Raw genomic sequence first — 21,995 nt, 5'->3', positions numbered from 1 at the left:
ATCGGTCCTCCTTTCTAGAAAAGCACACCCGCCTGCAGGATGCAGTTGGCGTATGGTGTGAATTCTCCTGTTCGTATGACAGCTTTAGCTTCTTTAGTCAGCTCCTTAAATTCCTCGTGGGGAAGGCAGTCAACTGCCTCTTCAGAAAAAAGGGTTTCTATAAAACTCGCATTCTCTGGATTGGATACCTTTATTTCGGATGCGACAATTACTTTTTCAACCGCCATTTCATCTGCCAGCACTGCGGCTACATCCCGGAAAGCCGGGAAACCCGGCTTCAGTGAGAGATCAATTTTCAGGACGCCTTCAGGAACGGGCAACCCTGCATCAGCGATAACAATTTTGTCAGTATGGCCTAGGTCAGCCAATAGCTTAGCAAGATGACTGTTCAGTATACCGTGTTTTTTCATGACAGCAGCTCCTCTACTTCTTTTCTGGATGGCATCCCGCCTTGAGCGCCGAAAGAACATACAGATAGGGAAGCGGCGCGGTTTGCGAACCGTAATGCAGCTTCAATATCTTTTCCCTCCGCCAGGGCCACTGCAAGAGCCGCGTTAAACGTATCACCCGCCCCGGTTGTATCGACAGGCTCAACAGGGAAGGAAGGGATGATCCGCTCTTTGCTGCCGGATGAATAGCGCACGCCTTGTTTGCCTTCAGTGGTAAAGAGCTTCGCCGGATAAAGCGCCAATGCTTCAGAAACCGTCAGCTCCGGAAATAAGATCGCCGTCTCATGTTCATTCGGCGTAAGATAGGTGGCATGGTCAATGGTTTCCTGCTTCAGCGGGCGGGCCGGTGCCGGGTTAAGCATGATCGGGATGTCGTGAGAATGGCAGTATCTGCACACTTCATCAACCGTTTCTTCCGGGATTTCCTGCTGAATCAGAACCATATCGATATTTTCAAGTTTTTCAAGAGCGTCTATCGCATAAGATGGGGTGATCTCATCATTTGCGCCTTTAACGACGACAATACTGTTATCACCTTCGGCAAGCACGATGTGGGCGGTGCCGCTTTCTTTATGTGTAACCGGTTTCATATGGTCGGTGCGTACACCGTTTGCTTTTAAATTATTCATGATGGCTGTTCCATAATGATCGTCACCAACCTTGCCAATCATAAAAACATTGGCGCCGAGTCTGGCGGCGGCAACAGCCTGATTCGCGCCTTTACCGCCCGGCACAGTTTGAAATGAAGTACCCAGTACGGTTTCGCCCGCGTTTGGGCGTTTGTCTGAGGTGACCACCAAATCCATAGAACAGCTTCCAATCACACAAATATTACGCATCGTTTTCTTCCTTTCTTGTCGTGTTTCTTCTTATATACATGACGGGCATTTGAATCGCCGTTTCTGCGAGAGGCTGTTTTTTTATGAGGCTCAAAAGAAGTTTAGCCGCTTCTTTACCCATGTCATATGCCGGCTGTTTAATCGTTGACAGCGGCGGAAACAGCAGCTCGCTTTGGGGAATATCATCGTAGCCGATAATTTGAATATCCTCGGGCACTTTTTTCCCGCGCCGCAAAGCTTCATGCAAAACAGCCGCTGCTTGAATGTCATTACTGGCAATTACCCCGTCTGTCTCAGGATATAAGACAAACAGCTCCTTTGCCAGTGCCTGTGCATCCTTAAAAGAAAAGGACGCCGTCTCGATGATCTGAAAATCAACACCCGCCTGCTGTAATACCTCTAGAGCGCCGTGAAAGCGGTCTTGGGCAGTCGGCAGGTGAGCAGGGCCCTTCAGGAGCGTAATGTGTTTGCTTTTTCCATGAACAATTGCTTCCGCTGCTAATTTTCCTCCGGTATGTCCGTCACTGGATACAGAAGGAGCGCCTTCAGGTGTTCTGTCCAGGAAAACGACTGGCTGATCAATGCCGCTGTATTCCTCAAGATGCGGATAATTTGTTGCAGCAATAATACCTGCGACATGATTTTGTTTAAAGGTTTGAAGGTATTCAAGTTCTTTATTTAATTCCTCGTCACTGTTGCCGAAAATAAGCCGATAGCCTTCCCGGTTCAATTCATCCTCCGCGCCGCGGGCAAGCTGGGGGAAGAAAGGGTTTGTAATGTCCGGAAGCAAAAGCCCGATCAGCCTGGATTCTCTTTTATAAAGAGATCTGGCGACTTCGTTCGGATAATAGTTCAGCTTCTCCATGGCGGCCATCACACGTGTTCTCGTTTCTTCATGTACATAGCCGTTGTCATTCAGGACGCGGGAGACCGTTGCAACTGAGACACCCGCGGCTCCCGCGACATCTTTAATTGTAGCCAACACAGCTCCTCCTCATTTGTGTAACCGTTTACATAGATAGATTATCATGAACATTCCGTTATTGGCAATAAGAAAAAAATAAAACATGGCGATATAGCAAACCGAACTGTAAATGGTGTATAAATATGAGAATTTAAAGATATTCACGCTTTTTTTGACAAAGTCTTCACAAATCTGGATGAACATTTCATGAACGAATATTAAGTTTTATTAAAATTGTTTCAAAGTCATGCGATTAGACCTGTAAATAGGATGAAACAGATTAGACTATCCGCCCAGAAAATGTTTAATTATGTTAGAGAACCTGGACCTGTTTGTTTGCCGTTTTTATTGCAGGGGCCATTAGTCAATTTGGAATGGGCCTAATATTGTCTATTCCGTGCAGAAAGGATGACATTATGACCTTATCCTTAAGAAACAGGCAGAAATAATTTTATGTTCATAAGAACCGGAAACACGCATTGTATCAGCAAAAGCCTGATATACCGGGCCGGAAAAAAGATTGATTTGAAATGCATATTAAACTGAACATCCAAGGTGTGACTAAACGTCCAGAAGGAAATCATTTGGTAAATGAAAGCGCATTCGTTTTCGGTATTGAAAAAATCGATAAGATGTAAGTCCTGTCGATTTCCAAAAATAGAAAACACTTTGTAGGTACAAAATCTCTTTCAAAAGAGAAGTTTGGCTCAGTAGATTAGGGGAGATTATGTTACATAATGCCGATTGAGAATTCATAGTGATTCTATATACTGATGAATGAATTTACAACAATATAGAAGGAGATGTCGATAAGCAATGTGGTTACTCATTATAGCCTGTGCTGTCATACTGGTCATCGGAATATTAGAAAAACGGCGACATCAGAAAAACATTGATGCCCTCCCTGTTCGAGTGAATATTAACGGCATCCGAGGAAAGTCCACTGTGACAAGGCTGACAACCGGAATATTAATAGAAGCCGGTTACAAAACTGTCGGAAAAACGACAGGAACGGATGCAAGAATGATCTATTGGGATACACCGGAGGAAAAGCCGATTAAACGGAAACCTCAGGGACCGAATATCGGCGAACAAAAAGAAGTCATGAGAGAAACGGTAGAAAGAGGAGCCAACGCCCTCGTCAGTGAATGTATGGCCGTTAATCCGGACTATCAAATTATCTTTCAGGAAGAACTTCTTCAAGCTAATATCGGTGTCATCGTAAACGTGCTGGAAGATCATATGGATGTCATGGGGCCGACGCTTGATGAAATTGCAGAAGCGTTTACCGCTACTATTCCTTATAATGGCCACCTTGTCATTACAGATAGTGAATATACCGAGTTCTTTAAACAAAAAGCCAAAGAGCGAAACACAAAAGTCATCATTGCTGATAACTCGAAAATTACTGATGAATATCTTCGTAAATTTGAATATATGGTATTCCCTGATAACGCTTCTCTCGCATTGGGTGTGGCTCAAGCACTCGGCATTGATGAAGAAACAGCGTTTAAAGGAATGCTGAATGCGCCGCCAGATCCGGGAGCAATGAGAATTCTTCCGCTGATCAGTCCGAGCGAGCCTGGGCACTTTGTTAATGGGTTTGCCGCAAACGACGCTTCTTCTACTTTGAATATATGGAAACGCGTAAAAGAAATCGGTTATCCGACCGATGATCCGATCATCATTATGAACTGCCGCGCAGACCGTGTGGATCGGACACAGCAATTCGCAAATGACGTATTGCCTTATATTGAAGCAAGTGAACTGATCTTAATCGGTGAAACAACAGAACCAATCGTAAAAGCTTATGAAGAAGGTAAAATTCCTGCAGACAAACTGCATGATCTAGAGTACAAATCAACGGAAGAAATTATGGAATTGTTAAAGAAAAGAATGCACAACCGTGTCATATATGGCATCGGCAACATTCATGGTGCCGCAGAGCCGTTAATTGAAAAAATCCACGAATATAAGGTTAAGCAGCTCGTAAGCTAGGAGGAAATGCAGACATGTTCGGATCAGATTTATACATTGCACTAATTTTAGGTGTACTACTCAGTTTAATTTTTGCGGAAAAAACAGGGATTGTGCCGGCAGGGCTTGTTGTACCGGGGTATTTAGGACTTGTGTTTAATCAGCCGGTCTTTATTTTACTCGTATTATTAGTCAGCTTGCTCACCTATGTCATTGTGAAATTCGGTTTATCCAAGTTTATGATTTTGTATGGACGCAGAAAATTCGCTGCCATGCTGATCACAGGGATCGTCCTGAAAATTGCCTTTGATTTTCTATACCCGATTGTACCATTTGAAATCGCAGAATTTCGAGGAATCGGCATTATCGTGCCAGGTTTAATTGCCAATACCATTCAGAAACAAGGATTAACAATTACGTTCGGAAGCACGCTGCTATTAAGCGGAGCGACCTTTGCTATCATGTTTGTTTACTACTTAATTTAATGTAAGGTGTGTCAAACGATGAAAAAAGAACTGAGCTTTCACGAAAAGCTGCTGAAGCTGACAAAACAGCAAAAAAAGAAAACCAATAAGCACGTATTTATCGCGATTCCGATCGTTTTTGTCCTCATGTTTGCTTTTATGTGGGCAGGCAAAGCAGAGACGCCAAAGGTTAAAACCTATTCAGATGACGTTCTTTCAGCCTCATTTGTAGGCGATATTATGATGGGGCGCTATGTTGAGAGAGTAACGGAACAAAAAGGGGTAAGCAGTATTTTTCAATACGTTGAGCCTATCTTTAAAGCATCAGACTACGTAGCCGGAAACTTTGAAAACCCGGTAACTTATAAAAAGAACTATAAGGAAGCAGAAAAAGAAATTCATCTGCAGACAAACAAGGAATCCGTAAAAGTCCTGAAGGATATGAATTTCACGGTCCTTAACGGCGCGAATAACCATGCCATGGATTACGGCGCACAGGGTATGAAAGATACACTTGAAGAATTTTCGAACCATAACCTCGATATCGTTGGGGCTGGATACAGCTTGAGCGATGCGAAAAAGAATATCTCATATCAAGAAGTAAATGGGGTAACAATCGCAACCCTTGGATTCACGGATGTATCCGGCAAAGGTTTCGCGGCTAAAAAGAATACACCGGGCGTGCTTCCCGCAGATCCGGAAGTCTTTATCCCTATGATTTCAGAAGCGAAAAAACATGCTGATGTCGTAGTTGTACAGTCACACTGGGGACAAGAGTATGATAATGATCCGAATGACCGTCAGCGCCAATTGGCAAGAGCTATGTCTGATGCAGGTGCCGATATTATCGTCGGCCATCACCCGCACGTCCTTGAACCGATCGAAGTCTATAACGGGACCGTCATTTTCTACAGTCTGGGGAACTTTGTGTTTGACCAAGGCTGGACAAGAACCAGAGACAGTGCGCTGGTGCAGTATCATTTGAAGAAAAACGGAACGGGACACTTTGAGGTAACGCCGATTGATATCCATGAAGCGACACCTGCCCCGGTTAAAAAAGGCAGTCTGAAACAGAAAACAATTATTCGCGAACTGACGAAAGACTCTAATTTCGCATGGGAAGTAGAAGACGGAAAACTGACTTTTGATGTCGATCACAGTGACAAACTAAAATCTAAATAATGGAGTGATATAAGATGAAATTTGTCAAAGCCATCTGGCCGTTTGTTGCCGTTGCAGTCGTGTTTATGTTTATGTCAGCTTTCAAATTCAACGATCAGCTGACTGATCAGGAAAAGCAAAAAATCGATACAGAAATTCATAAAATTCAACAGCAGGAAGAAACGGCAAACGCCGCTAAATAACACAATAAAAAAAGAGAATGTCTTACGAGACATTCTCTTTTTTTTATTTGCCATTTCGAAAGCCAGCATATTCATTCTGTAAAAATATCAAAAAGTCTCTTAACATATCTAGAAAAATACCGATGTTAAAACTGCAAATAGAGGAGGAGATAATAAAAGTGAACACACTGGCAAACTGGAAGAAGTTTTTGCTTGTGGCCGTTATGATTTGTTTTTTGGTTCCTATTATGACAAAAGCGGATATTGCGGAGGCTGATGCAAAATCTGACCTGATCATCAGTGAAGCAAAGAAACTGCTTGGGTATAAGTATAGATACGGCGGTGAAACACCGAAAGAAGGCTTCGATTCATCTGGATTGATTCAATATGTTTTCGGTCAGGCTGATATTCATCTGCCGAGATCTGTGAACGACCAGTCAAAAGTCGGAACGGCAGTAAAGCCGGCAGATCTAAAACCAGGTGATATTTTATTTTTCAAAAAAGAGGGAAGCAGCGGGACTGCACCGACACACGCCGCTCTTTACATTGGAGACGGGCAAATGATTCACAGCACCCTATCAAAAGGGGTTATCGTCACAAACTACAAAAAAAGCAGCTATTGGAGCGGCTCTTACATTGGAGCGAAACGAGTCGCTGCCGATCCGGAGACTGCTGATGTGGCTGTTGTGCAGGAGGCCGAAAAATACCTCGGCATTCCGTACGTTTTTGGCGGAAGCACACCGTCAGAGGGCTTCGATTGCTCAGGGCTTGTGCAATATGTCTTTAAACAGGCGCTTGACATCTATCTGCCGAGATCAGCAGAGCAGCAGTGGGCAGTAGGCGAGAAGGTGGCGCTTCAGAACATTAAACCCGGTGATGTCATCTATTTCAGCAATACGTATAAAACAGGAATTTCGCATGCCGGCATTTATGCAGGAGGCGGAAGGTTCATTCAGGCGAGCCGATCTGAAAAAGTAACCATTTCTTACTTATCAGAGGATTATTGGAAATCTAAGATGACAGGCATCCGCCGGTTTAACAACCTGACGATTCCGAAAGAAAATCCGATTGTGTCGGAGGCGACGCTCTATATCGGGGAAGTTCCTTACAAAAAGGGCGGGGTTTCTCCAGAAACAGGATTTGATACTTCTGGCTTTATCCAATATGTTTACCAGAAAGCGGCAGGCATTTCACTGCCCCGATACGCGACGAGCCAGTATAAAGCGGGAACAAAGGTTGATAAGGCTGACCTGAAACCGGGAGACATTGTCTTTTTCCAATCAACAAGCTTAAACCCGGCCATCTATATCGGAAATGGCCAAGTCGTTCATGTCACATTAACAAACGGTGTAACCATTACCAATATGAATACGAGCAAGTATTGGAAAGATAAATACGCGGGAAGTATTCGGGTGCAATAAAAAACAAAGACTCCAGAATCTCTGGAGTCTTTTCTTTATGCATATTGGCCGGATAGAAGCTGATCTATAAAGTGGGCCACACCATTTTCATCATTGCTTTTCGTCACGTAAGTGCTTTTTTCTTTCAGTTCATCAATCGCATTTTCCATGGCGATTCGGTGTCCTGCCACTTCGAACATGGATAAATCATTCGGACTGTCACCAATCGCATAGATATCTTGCGCCTCAATTCCGTATTTGCCGGCAAGCTCAGTCAGCGCGCGCCCTTTGCCGGAAGAGGCTGGGAGAATTTCGATAATGTGCTTTCCTGAAGAGGTTTGCGCCAGTTTTTTATGATGCTTCAGTTCTTCCTTCGCATGTCTCAGTTTTTCCATATCAAAGGAGAAGCAAAGGAGCTTGTAAATGTTTTCGCTGCCGTCGAAAATCGATTCGATATGCGGGATCGGTTTGATGCCGAACTGCTTGAACTGGGTCATGGCCCCTTTCCACAATTCATCCATGTTTTCATCTGGATTGGCGCTCCTTAAAATGTCAAGCTCTGCTTGAAGCTTAGATTCGCCGTCAAAAGGAGAAAGCAGATGGTCATCTGTATAGACCTCGAAGTAAATATTTTTTGAGAGCAGGTAATCAGCGATCGCTTTGCCGGCCTCTTGATCCATTAATGTCCGGCTGATCAGGCGGTAGCCTTTGTCATGAACCGTTCCGCCATTTGCCGCGATGATAGGGATATCCAAGCCTTCCAGCAGCGCTTTAACATCAAACGTTGCTCTTCCTGTGCAAATGGTAACGAGGATACCCGCATCAAGCGCCCGCTTGATAGCCGCTCTGTTTTCATTAGAAATGCTGCTTTCCTTATTCAGCAATGTTCCGTCTAAATCAATCGCTATTAATTTCATATGTAGGGGAAACCTCCTTAATAATGAAGCTGCTTCGTGTAGTATGTTCAGCTTTCATACGAAACATAAACCATATAGGACAAGGCTAAACCTTACGAACCTATTTTTCAACAATGAAATATGTAAAACGGGATGGCTGCACGCCATCCCGTTCATTATACACCTAAATCGTTTTGCAGCTCTTCTTTCACTTCCTGCAGTTTTTCCTGATTCAATCTGAAATAGTAGACGCCGCCAGGCTCATAGTCATAGCCTGTCAGCTGGATGGATTCAACCGACTTCAGTGAAGTGATAAACGGGAACAAGCCAATGGCATCTTTAAGAGATAGATTCATTTTTAAGTTTTCTCCCATTGTATCCACAATATCATCATAAGCCGGAATGGAGCTAAGTGATTTTGATTTATCGATAATGGCTTTCAGCACTTCCATTTGTCTTTGTCCGCGTAAAAGGTCACTGTCAGCTTTACGTGTTCTTACGTAAGCCAGCGCTTCCTCTCCATCAAGCGTGTGTGTGCCTTGTTGAAGGACAACTTTTCCTTTTGTATCCTTTTTAATTTGCTGGATGACTTTATCGCTTTTTACGTTGACTGTAACGCCATTCAGCTCATTTACCACGTCTTCAAACGCAGTGAAGTTGCTTTCGACTACATAATCAACGGGAATATCAAACATTTCTTCAACTGTTTTCACACTTAGATCTACGCCGCCATAGGCGTGGGCATGCGTAAACTTATCATAGCCATGGCCTGGAATATTCACATAGGCATCGCGCGGAATGCTCAGCATTTTGGCTGTTTTTTCTTTGCGGTTAAAGGTAATCAGTACATTCGCATCACTTCTGGCCTGGTCTACCGTCTCACCGTTTTTCTCCCTGGCATCAATACCTAAGAGCAATACAGAGAAAGAATCCTTTCCAGGATCAAACTCTTTAATCCGTTTTACAGATTGTTCTCCGCGGGCAAGACTGACGTGAGCTTCTTTAGAAGCGTTGTTCAGTTTGACATAAGCGTATGTGCCGACAGAACCTGCGGCAATGATGAGAAAAGCCATTACACCGGCTAATAATTTCACCCATTTTCTTAGGCGTCTCTTTTTCTTCTTATGTTGTGATCGTTCTTCCATATCAATACCTCACGTTTCATTAATATTTGAAGCGTACCATTCATTTTGCCATAGGGCAACTGCCGATAAGACAATATTCGATAAAAATTCCTATATTTATATGTTTTTGTTTTTAGAGATTGATGATGATGTGCTGAATCACCTTCTATTGGACGCCGCTGGGGAAAAAAATGTTTCGGTGCAGTTGAAAAAAACGCCAGTAAATTAATGGATATTAGATGTCTGTACGTCTGCATAGGTTTATTTGCCGGAAAAATAGGCTAAAAGATTTCTAAAAAACTCCGTGGACAGTACCATTGGATCACTGATTGGAGAAAGGGAGTCATTTCTATGAAGAAGCAGTCAAATATATGGCTTTATTTTTTCGGCGCTCTTGGTGGCGCTTTGTACGGCTATGATACCGGCGTCATTTCGGGAGCCATTTTATTTATGAAAAAGGATTTAGGCCTCAACGCCTTTACAGAGGGACTTGTTGTCAGCTCTTTATTAATCGGAGCGATACTCGGTTCCGGAGCGGCTGGCAAGCTGACGGACCGTTTTGGCAGGAAAAAAGCGATTATGGCTGCCGCGCTGCTGTTTTGTATAGGAGGATTGGGAGTTGCGCTTGCGCCAAATACAGGAGTGATGGTGCTCTTTAGAATCATTCTGGGACTGGCAGTCGGAACATCGACAACGATCGTGCCGCTGTATTTGTCTGAGCTGGCGCCAAAAGAGAAACGGGGTGCGCTGTCGTCCCTCAACCAGCTGATGATTACGGTCGGTATCCTGCTTTCCTATATCGTCAATTACATATTTGCCGATGCGGAAGCGTGGCGCTGGATGCTTGGATTGGCTGCCGTACCCTCATTGCTCCTGCTCATTGGTATTTTGTTTATGCCTGAGAGCCCGCGCTGGCTGTTTACAAATGGTGAAGAGGACAAAGCGAAGAAAGTTCTTCAAAGGTTGCGGGGAACAAAGGATATTGATCAGGAAATCCATGATATTAAAGAAGCGGAAAAAGAGGACGAAGGCGGTCTGAAGGAGCTGTTCGATCCGTGGGTGCGCCCGGCGCTGATTGCCGGATTGGGACTGGCGTTTCTGCAGCAATTTATCGGTACGAACACAATCATTTATTATGCGCCGAAGACCTTTACAAACGTCGGGTTCGGAAACTCCGCCTCTATTTTAGGAACGGTCGGTATCGGAACAGTGAATGTTCTTATGACTCTTCTCGCCATTAAAATCATTGATAAAGTTGGAAGAAAGCCGCTGCTGTTATTCGGGAATGCCGGCATGGTGATCAGCTTGATCGTCCTGGCTATGGTGAATCTCTTTTTCGATAACACCCCGGCCGCATCATGGACGACAGTCATTTGCTTAGGCGTGTTTATCGTTGTGTTTGCCGTCAGCTGGGGCCCGGTTGTCTGGGTGATGCTTCCTGAACTATTTCCGCTTCATGTGAGAGGCATCGGGACTGGAGTCTCCACCTTGATGCTGCACGCTGGAACTTTGATTGTTTCACTAACCTATCCAATTTTAATGGAAGCCATCGGCATCAGCTATTTATTTCTGATTTATGCTGCGATCGGCATTATGGCGTTTCTATTTGTCCGGTTTAAAGTAACAGAGACGAAAGGAAAAAGCCTTGAAGAAATCGAGCAGGATTTGCGCGATAAAAACGGCCAGGGAGGATCGCCAGGTAAACAGCAGACAGCGGGAACGTAAATCATATTCAAAAGGGTGCTGCCAACAGGCGCACCCTTTTTGCTGCTTACCTCCCAACTGTTCCAAAATTAATGATTTTGAACGAAATATCGTATGTGAACTCTGCCTCAGTGAACGTTTCATCCCAATGCCCTTTTACTTTATTCCAGTAATCCGGGTATTGAATCCGAACGTAGTCAGATAAAAAGATAGGGTCTGCTTTATACGTATGCTGCAGCTGATCCATAATCTGCTTGATATCGTGTTTCAGCTTTTTCTCAAAAATGTTTTCCAGCTTACGCAAATAGCTCTCGCTAAAAGAATTTTCTCTTGGACTTTGATCTTCTGTCAGAATGCCTGTTGTTTTGACAGAAATATGAAAGACAGGCTTTCCATTCTGAATGGCAGGTTTGATTTTTGATTTGGACTTCTTAATCTCAAATGTAATCGGAGATCCTTTTTCTTCCGCCGGCATGACGCCGCCTTGGATCGTCCCCATTACCCATGTCAGCGCTTGTGTTTCATCCGCTGAAAGAAATCCGACGAGTTTATTGCTGCCGCTTTTAATAATGCCAGCCCCGTCATACTTTGCTTTTCCCTTTTGGTTTTTCACGGCTTGAATGAGAAAACTGTAGCCGTTTTGGCAATAGATAGAAGCTCTTCCGATCCGAAGCGGCATCATAATTTTCCCGTTATATCCGCTGTTATTTGTCAGATCAATCAGCTTTTCGGAAGGCATCGGCAGCTGCTGATTTGGACTTCCTTCCGTGAAAATTTCTCCAGCTTCTCCTTTGGCTGCCATCAAATAGCTGCTTCTCCTCAGCTCATCATCCCGGATAAAATGGTTGAACAATTGATCCATATTTTGATTTTTCATTAGCTTTTCTCCCAAAAGAATCACTTTCAAATGATCGCTATAGATAGGAGGGTCCTTGATGGATACATCACTGACCGCTTCGAGAATGGTTTTCCCGCGGGAGGTCACATTGACAAATTCCGGTTTTCCTGATGCTTGGCTGTCTTCACTTTGGGGAAGAAGGTTTTGATAGGTTAATTTATACTGATGGTCATCAGTTTCATCGATTGCAAGTCCCCTGGCGAAAGACAGTTTTTCAATATTTTTGACATCCCAGCATCCGCAAAGCAGCTGCAGCATCAGAACCATTGCTGCGAGCTTTATTATTGTCTTCATTGCAGCTGCCCCCTCCCCAGCTTCTTCTGTACCCAGCTCAAAAACCAGATGAGAAATGGTATGATAATGACACCTAAAAATGCATATCCGAGAAGTGAACCGTAATAAAACACGGCATTAAGATCGTCAGGAAGCATTGTGAAGAAAAATGTAACAGCCAGCAGTGCAGCAAGCAGCCACGGATTGTTTTTATTTTTTAGGTGAAAGACATCTGTTAATCCGATATGCGCGCCTTTAAAGGAGCCGAGCATACATGCAAATTGCTGAGCTGTCCAAGTCAATTGTAAAAACAGGTCAAATCGTTCAATAAAAATCCCTGGGATTTCTAATGCGTGGATGAGTGAAATGGTCGGCCACGTCACTGTTTTAGCTTCAGCCACACTCATACAGCCAATGACAATAAACAAAGTAATGCTGTAGAAAACAGTTGAGGTTGCAATGCCCAAAGCGACAGCTTTTTTAACCTTCTTCGGATCTTTCATAAAGGGAATGAGATAAAAAATGACTTCAAATCCTGAAAAATATAAAAGAGTTTTAGGAAATAAAGAGAAAAAACTTTGATAGCCGCCTTCAAATACGGGTCGGATAAAATCTAACTGAAACAAACGAAAGCTAAACATCAGAAGCATCAGAAAAATAATAATAGTAACAGGAAAGATATACGCATATACCTTCGCAATGGGGTAAACGCCTCCGGCCACATGATAGATGGCAACTGCCAGAAAAATAATGACGACAACCGCCATCGGCGTGTTTTTTAATAGAAAGAATGCGACAACCTCTCCCAAGACCCGGGCTTGAAAGCATACGATACCGATAAAATAAAGGGTAATAAATAAATTCAAAAAGAAACCGATCAATTTTCCGGCTGCAATGCTGTTGAGCTCAAAAATTGTTTTCCCGCTGTTTCGTTGAAGAAAAGGCAAAAATAACAGAGCAAAAATAATAAAAATAACGCCCTGAAGCAGGATCATAATCCATCCGCTCGGACTTTCGGTTTCAGCGGCTGAGCGGGGAAGGGTTAAGACACCGGCACCGATCATTGTACTGCTTACCATAATAAGCGTCTGCATAAATGTAAGCTTGTCCTCTGATTGCATCATAGCCATCACCTTTGTCTGATTTTATCTTTTGTGTCTTTACGGGTAGGTCTCCTTTTTAAAAATAGGGTAGGCATGCGAATCACAGTGTCCTTTAAATCTTGTCCGGGCTGTGCCATTATGGGAATAATGTAATCTTGGCCAAAGCTTTTCAGTCGCATCAAGTGGCCGATCACAAACAGAAAGACCATGATGACGCCATACATGCCAAGCATCGCGGCACTTATCATGCCCGCAATGCGAATGATCCGCAGCGGAAAGTTAAAGGCGTATGAAGGAACGGTAAAGGATGCCAATGCGGTAATTGATACAACTATGACCATCAGTGCGCTGACGATTTGCGCTTGTACGGCTGCCTGTCCAATGACAACGCCTCCAATAAGCCCAATCGTCTGCCCGATCGGTTTTGGCAATCTTAAACCGGCTTCCCTGATCAGTTCTATCGTAAATATCATAATAAAGGCTTCGACAAAAGGCGGAAAGGGCACATTCAGCCTGCTGCCCGCAATCGAAATGGCCATTCTCGTCGGCAAAAGACCGGTGTGGAAGGAAACGAGAGAAATATATAAGCCGGGCAAATAAATGGTAATCAGGATGCTTGAATAACGAAGCAAACGAATAAGAGACATTGTAATCCAGCGCTGGCTGTAATCATCTGGTGAATGAATAAATTCATCCACCGTTGCCGGTACAATCAATGCAAATGGTGTACCATCTACTAATATGGAGACCCGTCCTTCTAACAATGAGCTTTCTACACGATCAGGACGTTCTGTGCTTAAAATCGTGGGAAAGATTGAAAAGGGTTCATCTTCAATGAGCTGTTCAAGTGTGCCTGATTCCGGCAAATCATCTGTCGTGATGGATTTCAGCCGTTTAAACACTTCTTTTATGACATAATCAGGTGCAATATCCTGAATATAAGCGACAGCTATCTTTTTTTTCGTCCTTTTGCCTATTGTCATTTCTTTTATGACGAGATTAGGGTCACTCGTCCGCTCTCGCAAAAGCGCCGTGTTTGTCCGCAGTTTTTCAATAAAGCCTATCTTCGGCCCGCGTTCCACGATTTCTGAGGAAGGCTCTTCAAGGTTGCGCGTCATTAACGTTTTCGTATCAAATGCCAGCCCCGCGCTGTAACCATCGGCCAGCAAAATGGTATGTCCGGTAAAAATGAGCTGCTGTATTTCTTTTATTGTAGAAACAACGCTGTGATGATAGCCGAAAAAGAATGCTGATAAATCTTCAATCAAGCCTTCTTTTTGAGCTAACGCTTCTTTTTGTAAAGGAGAAATGACGTATTGCGCCAGAAGCTTATTTTCTGTCAAACCGTCAATATACAGCAGGCAAGCCTTCTGTCTGCTGTCTCCGAAAGAAAACGTATAAAACATGATATCGTCATTTTGCCCCAATTTTTTTTTCAATGTTTCTACATTGCGCTGGAGATCAGAGTCGATTTGCATAGTTTCTCTCCTTTATAAAAACATATTGACGGTTTTTCTTAATTTGTATCAAAAAAGGAGAATTATTCTTCATAAGGAAAAGGCTGAAACAAACCTTCTTGTGAAAGTGATATAATAAAAAGGAAGCGTTTTCTCAAAAAGGGGTCATTGATACATAATGCTTTGTACATATGTTGTCATTGAAAAGCAGACAGACATAGGGGCGTTTGTAAGGGGCACGCATCGGGAAAATAATGATCAGCCATTTAAAGGGGAGGGGTACGGATCATGACGCAATCACCGATTTTTTTCAAGCCAGTGTTTAAAGAAAGAATCTGGGGCGGCACCGCTTTACGCGATGTCTTCGGGTATGACATTCCATCAGAAACAACAGGAGAGTGCTGGGCCATTTCCGCTCATCCAAAAGGACCGAGCACTGTTGCGAATGGCCCGTATAAAGGAAAGACATTGACCGAGCTTTGGGATGAGCACCGGGAATTGTTCGGAGGCGTGGAGGGAGACCGGTTCCCGTTACTGACGAAGCTGCTGGACGTAAAAGAAGATATGTCGATTAAAGTCCATCCCGATGATTATTACGCTGGAGAGAACGAACAGGGAGAACTCGGCAAGACGGAGTGCTGGTATATTATTGACTGCAAAGAAAACGCAGAAATCATTTACGGACATACGGCCCGTTCAAAAACTGAGCTTGTCACAATGATTAACAGCGGTGACTGGGAAGGCCTGCTGCGAAGAATCAAGATTAAGCCGGGTGATTTCTATTATGTGCCGAGCGGTACGATACACGCTTTATGTAAAGGGACGATTGTGTTAGAGACCCAGCAAAATTCAGATGCCACATATCGGGTCTACGACTATGACCGTATCGAAACAAGCGGCAAGCCAAGGGAGCTTCATTTTGCAAAAGCCATTAACGCGGCGACCGTTCCCCATGTGGACGGATATATAGACGAATCAACCGAATCAAGAAAAGGAATAACAATTAAAACGTTTGTCCAAGGGGAATACTTTTCCGTCTATAAATGGGACATTAATGGAGAGGCTGAGCTTTCGCAGGATGAGAGCTTCTTGATATGCAGTGTAATAGAAGGAAGCGGTTCGCTTACGTATAGAAAAGAAACATGCCCGCTTAAAAAGGGCGATCACTTTATTTTGCCTTACAATATGTCCGACTTCATAATTAAAGGCACATGCACACTGATTGTGTCACACATGTAAACTTAATCTCACTTAGAGATTAAGTTTTTTATTTTTCAAAAATGGAATGGATTGACCTATAAATAGAGCATACGCGTGCCGATAAATAAACTAGTTTTATATACTCATTGAATAAGAAAGAGGAGAAGGAATGAAAAAGAGATTAATCGCACCGATGCTTCTGTCCGCCGCGTCCCTTGCCTTTTTTACCATAACCGGCTCTGCACAGGCTGCAGCGTATACGGACTACTCGATTTATAAGGTGGAGCCGGCAAAAACATTCAGTACAGAAAGCCAAGCCTCTCAGGCCGCCGCCAAATTGGAAAAAGACACAGGCTGGGATGCCTCCTATCAGGCTTCAGGCACAACAGCAACCTACCAAATTACCGCTACAGGCATACATAGCGAAGCACAAGCTAAAACCGTGCTGAGCGGACTGACAAAACAGACAGCCATTACAGGCACATCCAGTCCAGTCGGCAGCAAACAGCCGTATATGACCATCACGTCCGGCGCAATACCAAGTGAAAAACAGGCCAACACCCTGCTGGCCAAACTTAAGCAGGAAACAGGGGTATCCGGCGCTGTGAAGATGTCCGGCACAGCCCAGTTTTACATGAACGTGGTTACCTCGGAAATAGCAGATGAGATGAAGGTCAAGGAGCTTATCCAAGGCCTGACAAAGAAAACGGGGATAAAAAGCACGTATCAGCCCGTTACTCATGAAGTGTCTGTAACAAGCATTCAATCAGGCGCTATTATCGGAGACAGCAAGGCTGCGCAAGTCAAAAACGCATTCCAAAAAGAATCGGGACTGAAGGCATCATTAAAAGAAACAGCGAAAGGACAAGCCTATTACACGTTTACAACAGCCTCTATATCAGGTGAAGCCAATGCCAAGACTTTGTTACAGCAGCTGAAACAAAGTACCGGAATTACGGGAAGCTACAAGTCAATCAATCAAAAAACAACAGCAGACGTATACAATGTCCAATCGGCTTATTTCAGAGGGCTAAATACAGTGAAGGACGCCATCAGCCAAATCAAGAAAAACACTGGGGTGTCCGGGTATTATCAAAAGGTTGGCAAAAGCACATCATATACGGTAAACATGAAGAATTTGACAAAACAGCAGCTTCAAAAGGTCGACGCATTTTTCAAAAAGAAAAAATGGCATTACACGTCATCTGCCGTGAAAAAAACGGCAACGTCATCTGCCTATCAAATTACGACTGCACAGATTTTAGGTGAGCAGCAGGCCAACAAAGCTGCGGCCTTCTTCACACAGAAAAAAGTAAAGGCAACGAAAAAAGCGACTGGAAAAAAAGCCGAAAACCAATATCAGCTCATTTCTGAAGAAACAACAGACCAAGCAAAAGTTACAAAAGGTTTGAACGTTTTAAAGAAGAATAAGCTAAGTGCTGCAGCAAAAACAGTAAAAAAACAAACTGCCAACACGTTTAAAATTACAACTGAATCTCTGCTGGATGCGGCAAAAGTCAATGAAGCCATCACGTTCTTTAAATCGAATCAGATTTCAGCCGCAAGCAAAAAAACGGGTCAGACAGCAGGAAGTAAATATCAAATCACCACTGAGGCGATCATCAGCCAAGAGGACATCGATCGTGTACTTGCTTTTTTCAAAAAAAATAACGCCTCTGGCACAGCCGCGAAAACAGGCGCGACAGCATATACACAATACAAAATCCTGACATCTCAGCTCAGCAGCAAAACAGCATTGAACAATGGACTGAACTATTTTAAAGCTCAGCAGTTAAGCGCGAACTACACGACCAAAAGCAACACGCTTTATAAAATTAGCCTTAACGAGCAATTCACAGGCAATAGCGCAGCTTCAGCGGCATCAGCGAAGCTGAAACAATTATATGGATGGACATCATCCACTGTAAAAATAAAAAACGGTCCGCAAATCATGAAAACGAATTATAATCTCTCGCTTCGTGATATGGTTCAAAAACAAATGAAAGTCAGCCCGCAAACTGACGGTGCAGCTTACGTATCCCTCGCGTATATCAATACAGCAATCTCAACGGTTACAGCTGATGTACTCAACATCCGGTCAACGCCGGCAGTCAGTCCGACGAACGTCATCGGCCAATTAAAAAAAGGTGATAAAGTGAAAATCATCGGCCAGACAAACGGCTGGGCTAAAATCAATATGGGGTGGAGAAACGCTAGCAGCGATGAAGTAGGACAATACGTTGACCCGAACAACTTTTCCAAGGACAGCAAATACTACTTCCAATTTCTTAAGCTGTCACAGACAGCCGGCCTCAGCGTTGCCGAGGTCAATCAGAAAGTGCTTGCGGGCAAAGGCATCCTGACAGGGAAAGCAAAGGCATTTATCGATGCCGCAACTAAGTACAGCATCAACGAGCTATACTTAATCTCACATGCTCTCCTTGAAACAGGCAACGGGACATCCGATTTGGCCAATGGTTTAACCTATAACGGAAGGACCGTTTATAACATGTACGGAATCGGCGCATACGATAGCAATCCGAACTATTACGGCGCCAAATACGCATACGAGCAAGGCTGGTTCACACCAGAAGCCGCCATTATCGGGGGCGCCAAGTTCATAGGCTCATCCTACATTCATAACACAGCCTACAATCAAGACACGTTATACAAGATGAGATGGTCAGCCACAGCTGCACACCAATACGCAACAGACATCGGCTGGGCGTACAAACAAGTAAACCGCATGTACAGCCTGTATTCATTACTGGATGGATACACACTGTATTATGATGTTCCGGAGTATCAATAAATAAAAAAACACCTTTTGCCGCGGCAAAAGGTGTTTTTATTATTATCTTTTAAGAACTTTATCCTCTAACGGTTCCTCTTCCTGAGGGAAGACAATTTGATCAATGACACGTTCACTTGCTTTCCCATCCAGATCATCAAAGAAATAATGTACAAATGAATCAATTTGATCGAAGTTATATTTCTCTTCTTTAATAATAGAAATCATTTGCTCAGACGTTTTCGCAAGCGGGCCTGGGATAAAGTCAAAGTAATCGTAATAGAAATCACGTTTCCGAATATAATCATCAACATCATAGCTGAAGAAGATCATCGGTTTATTTAATAAAGCATACTCAAAGCATACTGAAGAATAATCCGTAATCAGAACATCCGTCACAAGCAATAGCTCATTGATTTCTCTGAAAGAAGAGAAATCATAAAAGAAATCGCTGTACTGATAAGGGATATTGGCGTCGTTCCGAACGAACGGATGTATTTTAAATAAGAAAATATATTCATCCTTTAATTCATGATACAGACGGTCAAAATCAAGTACCTCAAAAGGATAATGGGCTGATTGCTGTCCATTTCCGCGGAAAGTAGGCGCAAAGAGGATAACCTTCTTATCTTTAAGGAATGGATATTCCGTATAAAGACGTTCCTTCACAAATGCTTTTTTCGCTTCATCAAAGAAGAAGTCTGTTCGCGGAACACCGGTAGCAATCACATTCTCAATGTCCACGCCAAAGCCCTCTGCATAGTGCTTCCGTATATTTTCAGAGCTGACAATAACCTTGGTGTAGTTTCTGTGGTTTTTCGAATGCGGTGACGGTCCTCCCGGCAGTCCGATTCGGCTGTAGCCGAATGTCTTAAAGGCGCCGACAGCATGCCACAGCTGGACAAGATCAGCATTTTTACGGATTTTTAACGGATAAATAATCGGATAAAAATCATCTATAAAAATGATCTTGCTAGTCGCAAAATGATAAGCCATTGACATTAGTTCAGACAGGCTTTTTCTGTCACGTATGCTGCTCTTTAAGAAAAATTTAAAATCAAAGTTTTCTTCCCGTTTCAGCAGTTCCTCGTAAACAAATTCAAAGTTGCCTGTTAAATCAAGACGGCTGTCAGAAGCAAAGACGATCTTGTTCGACTTAATTGGAAGCAGGCGGAACACATCATAAGCAAAATGGAACAAGCTCGTATTCAGCTTACGCAAAAAGCGGTTTGCTTCTTTTCCGGTATCAAGCTCCAAAAGGCTCGGATCAATTTCCTGCAGTTTGTTGCAAGACAAATTAATCGTCTTTTCACTCTCATCATAGTTCACGATCAAATTAAACTTCATGAGCTTTTTAGCTGAATGAAATTCCATCTTTGTCGCATATACATCATTAGAGAGGAAACTGCTGACATTTCCGACCGTGTGCACTTCCTGGTGTTTGATATTTTGGTCATCGACTGCCTCGATTTCGAGAAACAGCTTATACTCGCCTTGTGGAAGAGGCTTGTCATTCATCAATTTAGAAAAGTTAATCTGTTGTGAAAATCCTGCCCATTTATAGGCTTCAGGCACATTTGAAGTATTGATCGATAACTGCTCTACAGGACAATCGCGCAACGAAACAGCTGTAAATAAAACACCATTGTTCACCAATAATAAACGTTTGCGGACCTGATCCTCTTTTTGCAGAGGCAAACCCTTAATATACATATAACCCGCAATCTTAAGGATCGACCCATTCCAAGAAAACTCAGAAATTTTTCTGACAGGCACTTGCTGATTTTCTTCGATACGCTTCGTTTTATCAAAAAGAGAAAAGACTCTGTTGTCTGTTGGATGAACGACCAGAGCTGTATTTTCTTTTTTCACTTTCTTTTTTGATCTGAAAAGTCTGTTCTTAATCTTTCTGGCAAGCTTCACTTTGTACCTCACTTTCTCCTAATCGGCACCAGATGTTAAAAATGATGAAATAAAATCGGCTACCCGCTCTGAAGATTTGCCGTCTTGATGGGTAATAAACTTCTGCGAAAAAGCTTCAATCCGCTTCGTATCAGCTTCATGCACATTCTCGATGTCTCGTACAAGCGATGTAACGTCTTTAGAAATCGGCCCGGGCACAAATGATTCAAATGGATAGTAGAAATCTCGTTCTTCTAAATAGTCTTCTAAATCCGGGCAGTAAAAATACATCGGACGCTTCAGCAGGCTGTATTCGAAAATGACTGAAGAATAATCGGTTATCAGTCCATCAGAGATTGCCATCAAATCATACAAAGAGTACGAATCGGATAAATCCAGCACAAAATCATCCTCTTCCGTACGCGCGTGCTGGCGCATATACGGATGAAGATGGAGCATGACGACATAATCTTTATGGTTTAGCGCTGATTTTAATTGTAGCAGATCAAGCGGGGTAGCGTAACCCTCTTGATGATGTCCGCTGCCTCGAAAGGTAGGAGCATACAAAAGCTTTTTCTTATGCTTAAGTTCAGGATAAGCCCGATCAAACTGATCTTGAACAGTGCGAATATGTTCCTGATCATAAAAATAATCTGTTCTCGGTATACCAAGAGGCAAAATCTGCTCTTGCTCCATTTGAAAAGCTTCAGCAAAATGCGGAACGGCAGCGGGTGCGCTGACAATCGCATAGTCATAGTTAGAATGCACAGGAACGATCTTCAGGTAATCGGAAGAAGGTCCAAACGGCTTGTTCACAATGCTGTAGCCAAATTTTTTAAACGCACCGCAAGCATGCCAAAGCTGGATGGCTACTGTTTCCTTTCGTTTGGGAACAACGTACAAAGGAAAATAATAATCATCCAACAACAGCACACGGCATGTGGCAAGATGATATAAAGAGCTGAAAAGATGAAGCAAATACGAAGCTCGTCCGCTCAACCCCTTATCCATCTTGCGAAATAGCAGGGTAATACGAAGAGACGGATCTTGCTCCAGCTTTTCATAGACTGCTTTGAAATTATCACTTAAATGATCCTCACGATAGGAAGCTATGACAACTTTGTTATGCTGTACTGGTAATAAAGCGCTCAATAGTTTATAAGCAGTGCCGAATACTCCTTTTATAATTCGTGTAAGGAATGTTTTCACTG

At 43.2% G+C, this 21,995-nt stretch carries 18 protein-coding genes; 8 read left to right on the top strand and 10 right to left on the bottom strand.

Annotation, left to right across the window (positions count from 1 at the left end; translation table 11 throughout):
• Nucleotides 1–14 precede the first annotated feature (14 nt).
• The 3 genes from rbsD to MTN95_RS18410 are packed head-to-tail and all read right to left on the bottom strand — an operon-like array spanning nt 15 to nt 2,270.
• On the bottom strand, nt 15–410 hold the full coding sequence (gene rbsD / locus MTN95_RS18420; protein WP_248339639.1) for a D-ribose pyranase: 396 nt from the start codon (nt 408–410) through the stop codon (nt 15–17).
• Nucleotides 407–1,288, bottom strand: coding sequence for a ribokinase (gene rbsK, locus MTN95_RS18415; protein WP_248339637.1), 882 nt, complete (start codon nt 1,286–1,288; stop codon nt 407–409). Before rbsK ends, rbsD begins: the two co-directional genes overlap by 4 nt.
• Nucleotides 1,281–2,270, bottom strand: a complete 990-nt coding sequence (locus MTN95_RS18410) for a LacI family DNA-binding transcriptional regulator (RefSeq protein ID WP_105954049.1) — start codon at nt 2,268–2,270, stop codon at nt 1,281–1,283. Before MTN95_RS18410 ends, rbsK begins: the two co-directional genes overlap by 8 nt.
• Nucleotides 2,271–3,068: 798 nt before the next feature.
• Between MTN95_RS18410 and pgsB the strand changes: the two genes are divergently transcribed.
• The 5 genes from pgsB to MTN95_RS18385 all read left to right on the top strand — a co-directional run bounded on the left by pgsB (nt 3,069) and on the right by MTN95_RS18385 (nt 7,457).
• A complete protein-coding gene (gene pgsB, locus MTN95_RS18405) occupies nt 3,069–4,250 on the top strand; it encodes a poly-gamma-glutamate synthase PgsB (RefSeq protein ID WP_248339634.1) in 1,182 nt (393 codons plus the stop codon).
• Between the two features lie 14 nt (nt 4,251–4,264).
• A complete protein-coding gene (gene pgsC / locus MTN95_RS18400; protein WP_010332116.1) occupies nt 4,265–4,714 on the top strand; it encodes a poly-gamma-glutamate biosynthesis protein PgsC in 450 nt (149 codons plus the stop codon).
• Nucleotides 4,715–4,732: 18 nt separating this feature from the next.
• Nucleotides 4,733–5,875, top strand: coding sequence for a capsular polyglutamate synthetase PgsA (gene pgsA / locus MTN95_RS18395; RefSeq protein WP_101865001.1), 1,143 nt, complete (start codon nt 4,733–4,735; stop codon nt 5,873–5,875).
• A gap of 14 nt (nt 5,876–5,889) precedes the next feature.
• Nucleotides 5,890–6,057: an extrachromosomal elements maintenance protein EdmS gene (edmS, locus tag MTN95_RS18390; RefSeq protein ID WP_010332114.1), complete on the top strand. Its 168-nt coding sequence runs from the start codon at nt 5,890–5,892 to the stop codon at nt 6,055–6,057.
• A 158-nt stretch (nt 6,058–6,215) separates the two neighbouring features.
• Nucleotides 6,216–7,457, top strand: a complete 1,242-nt coding sequence (locus tag MTN95_RS18385) for a C40 family peptidase (RefSeq protein ID WP_227598620.1) — start codon at nt 6,216–6,218, stop codon at nt 7,455–7,457.
• A gap of 35 nt (nt 7,458–7,492) precedes the next feature.
• Here MTN95_RS18385 and MTN95_RS18380 read toward each other — a convergent pair whose 3' ends face one another.
• Together MTN95_RS18380 and MTN95_RS18375 are read right to left on the bottom strand one after the other, a co-directional pair.
• Nucleotides 7,493–8,353 carry a Cof-type HAD-IIB family hydrolase gene (locus MTN95_RS18380; RefSeq protein WP_248339630.1) on the bottom strand — a complete coding sequence of 287 codons (861 nt, stop codon included), beginning with the start codon at nt 8,351–8,353 and terminating at the stop codon, nt 7,493–7,495.
• A gap of 155 nt (nt 8,354–8,508) precedes the next feature.
• Nucleotides 8,509–9,477, bottom strand: coding sequence for an LCP family protein (locus MTN95_RS18375; protein WP_105954047.1), 969 nt, complete (start codon nt 9,475–9,477; stop codon nt 8,509–8,511).
• 330 nt (nt 9,478–9,807) lie between these two features.
• Between MTN95_RS18375 and MTN95_RS18370 the strand changes: the two genes are divergently transcribed.
• Nucleotides 9,808–11,181 (top strand): sugar porter family MFS transporter, encoded by a 1,374-nt coding sequence (locus MTN95_RS18370; RefSeq protein ID WP_248339629.1) that lies wholly within the window; start codon nt 9,808–9,810, stop codon nt 11,179–11,181.
• Nucleotides 11,182–11,227: 46 nt separating this feature from the next.
• Here MTN95_RS18370 and MTN95_RS18365 read toward each other — a convergent pair whose 3' ends face one another.
• Genes MTN95_RS18365 through gerBA form a run of 3 tightly spaced genes read right to left on the bottom strand, consistent with a single transcriptional unit; the run spans nt 11,228 to nt 14,912 of the window.
• Complete coding sequence (locus MTN95_RS18365) at nt 11,228–12,352, bottom strand: spore germination protein GerBC (protein WP_248339626.1); 1,125 nt, start codon at nt 12,350–12,352, stop codon at nt 11,228–11,230.
• The gene (gerBB, locus tag MTN95_RS18360) at nt 12,349–13,455 is read right to left on the bottom strand and encodes a spore germination protein GerBB (protein WP_248339625.1); all 1,107 of its coding nucleotides are present in this window, start codon (nt 13,453–13,455) and stop codon (nt 12,349–12,351) included. The genes MTN95_RS18365 and gerBB overlap by 4 nt, the downstream gene beginning before the upstream one ends.
• 5 nt (nt 13,456–13,460) lie before the next feature.
• Entirely contained in the window at nt 13,461–14,912 is a 1,452-nt protein-coding gene (gene gerBA, locus MTN95_RS18355) for a spore germination protein GerBA (RefSeq protein ID WP_248339624.1), read from the bottom strand.
• Nucleotides 14,913–15,179: 267 nt separating this feature from the next.
• Between gerBA and manA the strand changes: the two genes are divergently transcribed.
• On the top strand, nt 15,180–16,130 hold the full coding sequence (manA, locus tag MTN95_RS18350) for a mannose-6-phosphate isomerase, class I (protein ID WP_248339623.1): 951 nt from the start codon (nt 15,180–15,182) through the stop codon (nt 16,128–16,130).
• 130 nt (nt 16,131–16,260) lie between these two features.
• A complete protein-coding gene (locus MTN95_RS18345) occupies nt 16,261–18,903 on the top strand; it encodes a glucosaminidase domain-containing protein (protein ID WP_248339621.1) in 2,643 nt (880 codons plus the stop codon).
• Nucleotides 18,904–18,945: 42 nt separating this feature from the next.
• Here MTN95_RS18345 and MTN95_RS18340 read toward each other — a convergent pair whose 3' ends face one another.
• Both MTN95_RS18340 and MTN95_RS18335 read right to left on the bottom strand, forming a co-directional pair.
• A complete protein-coding gene (locus MTN95_RS18340) occupies nt 18,946–20,805 on the bottom strand; it encodes a CDP-glycerol glycerophosphotransferase family protein (protein WP_105954040.1) in 1,860 nt (619 codons plus the stop codon).
• 18 nt (nt 20,806–20,823) lie between these two features.
• Entirely contained in the window at nt 20,824–21,993 is a 1,170-nt protein-coding gene (locus MTN95_RS18335) for a CDP-glycerol glycerophosphotransferase family protein (protein WP_248339615.1), read from the bottom strand.
• Nucleotides 21,994–21,995: the final 2 nt, after the last annotated feature.

Source organism: Bacillus sp. 2CMS4F (assembly GCF_023161785.1).
GTDB lineage: Bacteria > Bacillota > Bacilli > Bacillales > Bacillaceae > Bacillus > Bacillus halotolerans.
The sequence above is the reverse complement of the archived record's forward strand: the minus strand, read 5'-3'. Positions and strand labels throughout refer to the sequence as shown.

What these genes read in the sequence shown, in the direction of transcription:
- rbsD (WP_248339639.1), bottom strand. Translation starts at nt 410, where the DNA reads ATGAAAAAACACGGTATACTGAACAGTCATCTTGCTAAGCTATTGGCT.
- rbsK (WP_248339637.1), bottom strand. Translation starts at nt 1,288, where the DNA reads ATGCGTAATATTTGTGTGATTGGAAGCTGTTCTATGGATTTGGTGGTC.
- pgsB (WP_248339634.1), top strand. Translation starts at nt 3,069, where the DNA reads ATGTGGTTACTCATTATAGCCTGTGCTGTCATACTGGTCATCGGAATA.
- pgsC (WP_010332116.1), top strand. Translation starts at nt 4,265, where the DNA reads ATGTTCGGATCAGATTTATACATTGCACTAATTTTAGGTGTACTACTC.
- pgsA (WP_101865001.1), top strand. Translation starts at nt 4,733, where the DNA reads ATGAAAAAAGAACTGAGCTTTCACGAAAAGCTGCTGAAGCTGACAAAA.
- edmS (WP_010332114.1), top strand. Translation starts at nt 5,890, where the DNA reads ATGAAATTTGTCAAAGCCATCTGGCCGTTTGTTGCCGTTGCAGTCGTG.
- MTN95_RS18380 (WP_248339630.1), bottom strand. Translation starts at nt 8,353, where the DNA reads ATGAAATTAATAGCGATTGATTTAGACGGAACATTGCTGAATAAGGAA.
- MTN95_RS18375 (WP_105954047.1), bottom strand. Translation starts at nt 9,477, where the DNA reads ATGGAAGAACGATCACAACATAAGAAGAAAAAGAGACGCCTAAGAAAA.
- MTN95_RS18370 (WP_248339629.1), top strand. Translation starts at nt 9,808, where the DNA reads ATGAAGAAGCAGTCAAATATATGGCTTTATTTTTTCGGCGCTCTTGGT.
- MTN95_RS18365 (WP_248339626.1), bottom strand. Translation starts at nt 12,352, where the DNA reads ATGAAGACAATAATAAAGCTCGCAGCAATGGTTCTGATGCTGCAGCTG.
- gerBB (WP_248339625.1), bottom strand. Translation starts at nt 13,455, where the DNA reads ATGATGCAATCAGAGGACAAGCTTACATTTATGCAGACGCTTATTATG.
- gerBA (WP_248339624.1), bottom strand. Translation starts at nt 14,912, where the DNA reads ATGCAAATCGACTCTGATCTCCAGCGCAATGTAGAAACATTGAAAAAA.
- manA (WP_248339623.1), top strand. Translation starts at nt 15,180, where the DNA reads ATGACGCAATCACCGATTTTTTTCAAGCCAGTGTTTAAAGAAAGAATC.
- MTN95_RS18345 (WP_248339621.1), top strand. Translation starts at nt 16,261, where the DNA reads ATGAAAAAGAGATTAATCGCACCGATGCTTCTGTCCGCCGCGTCCCTT.